At 36.9% G+C, this 1,669-nt stretch carries 2 protein-coding genes; both read right to left on the reverse strand.

Annotated features, from left to right (window positions below):
* A partial coding sequence (locus tag ACKI2P_RS01830; RefSeq protein ID WP_407374543.1) for a hypothetical protein occupies window positions 1-455 on the reverse strand: 455 nt, incomplete at its 3' end.
* Window position 456: 1 nt separating this feature from the next.
* Window positions 457-1,669: hypothetical protein (locus ACKI2P_RS01835; protein ID WP_407374544.1), on the reverse strand; the 1,213-nt coding region annotated here is incomplete at its 5' end.

Raw genomic sequence — 1,669 nt, forward strand, 5'->3', positions numbered from 1 at the left:
AGATTAACAATTGACAATAGCCTTAGGTCATGGCCATGTTCAGGATTGCACTGCCCGTCACTGTCAATGTAGATTCTTGTATTTGGTAGAATATCTTTTGGAATTGGTCTTTTCAGTTTCAATCTGAAAACATCACCCAGAACAGCCACAGCCACTAAAGTTAATCCTGAAGTTTTAACCTGGACTTTACCTAAAAGATATCCGAAAGCCAACTCGCTTTCTTTAGCTTTCCTTACTATTGTATGTTCCATTGTGGATGATTCATCAAGTGTTACCATTTCACCTACTGCACATTGATTAGAACAAATCCAGGCTGTATGTTCTTCATTAACATATGTTCTTTCGCCTTCATCTAAAAGACAAGCTATTACATCCATTTTCTCTTTGTGTTCTAATCCTGTTGGATATCCACGTCCATGTCCTATTGTTGAGTCTATATCATAATCGATTATCATTTTAAAACACCCAGTCCCAATTTTTGTTAATTATTTTATCTGGAATATGAAGTCCAGTATCATCCATGTCATCATCATTAGCGTTCCACATTAACGTACTGCCTCTGTAGGCCTTTGTGTATTCATGACTTCCCTTGTATAACCTGATTCCAGTTTTAGTTCTTTCCGTTACCGTTACCTGCGGAATTCCATTAGCTGCAATTATTGGTGATGGAAATATTAAAAGCCATTTTAAATCAACATAGTTGTAGTCTTCAAATTCTGTTGTTTCAAAAAATGTCGGAGAAATCTCTACTTCAGCGAAATTATTGTCATAAATTTTAGTTGGATTATTTCTGCTGAATCCTTCCAGATAATCACTACTAGATGAAAAACCAGTTCCTACTCTGCCATGAATATGGTACTGGACATAATTCCCTTCAGAATCACTTCCCTGATTGTAAGCGTCCCATGATGAAACCTGAACTAAAGTTTCAGCTCCGTTAAACATCAAATAGTCTTTATCACCGCCGGCCCAGTTGAGTGATGTTGCTTTGGTGTCAATGCCATATGGTGTGAGACTTCCGTCCACTTGCATCATGACACTTCCAGTTGTTGAACCATGATATGTTGCATTATCATTAACATCAACACAACCTGAAATTCTTTTAAATCTTGCAACAGTAACACGATTGTTTGATAAAGACTGACCTGAAGCAAATGTAGTAAACAAATCCGTTGGAGAACTTCCATCAAGGCTTGGAACAAATTTGGCTCTAAGAAATCTGCCCCCATCTGTTGAGTCATTGTTGATACTTAAACCTGAGTAGTTCATGAAAAATTGTGAGTATGTATCAGAGTTTGCATCAAACATTAACACCTCCCCGCCAGTTGATAATGTGCTGCTGAAGGATGTTGATGTGTCATAAACTTCCAGCAATAGCTTTGTTGTCTGGGAGATCTTACCGACAGGAACTCTGACCAGGATAGCTGAAGGTTGAGATCCATAACTTGGAATGTATAGTACTGCACAACTTGTTCCATCTTTGGTTTTGATCTTTAGATTTTTCAAGTCACTTCTGAATAAATTAGAATAAGAACTGCTTGCTAGATTATCTAGGAGCAGATAATCATAGTTAGCCGAATAGCTACCGCTTCTCTGTGTGTAATTGTTAATTACAATATTGATTTGTAATTCCGTTTGCAATGTCATGATTAATAATTTATTAGATATT

The organism is Methanobrevibacter sp. (assembly GCF_045541095.1).
Classification (GTDB): Archaea; Methanobacteriota; Methanobacteria; order Methanobacteriales; family Methanobacteriaceae; genus Methanocatella.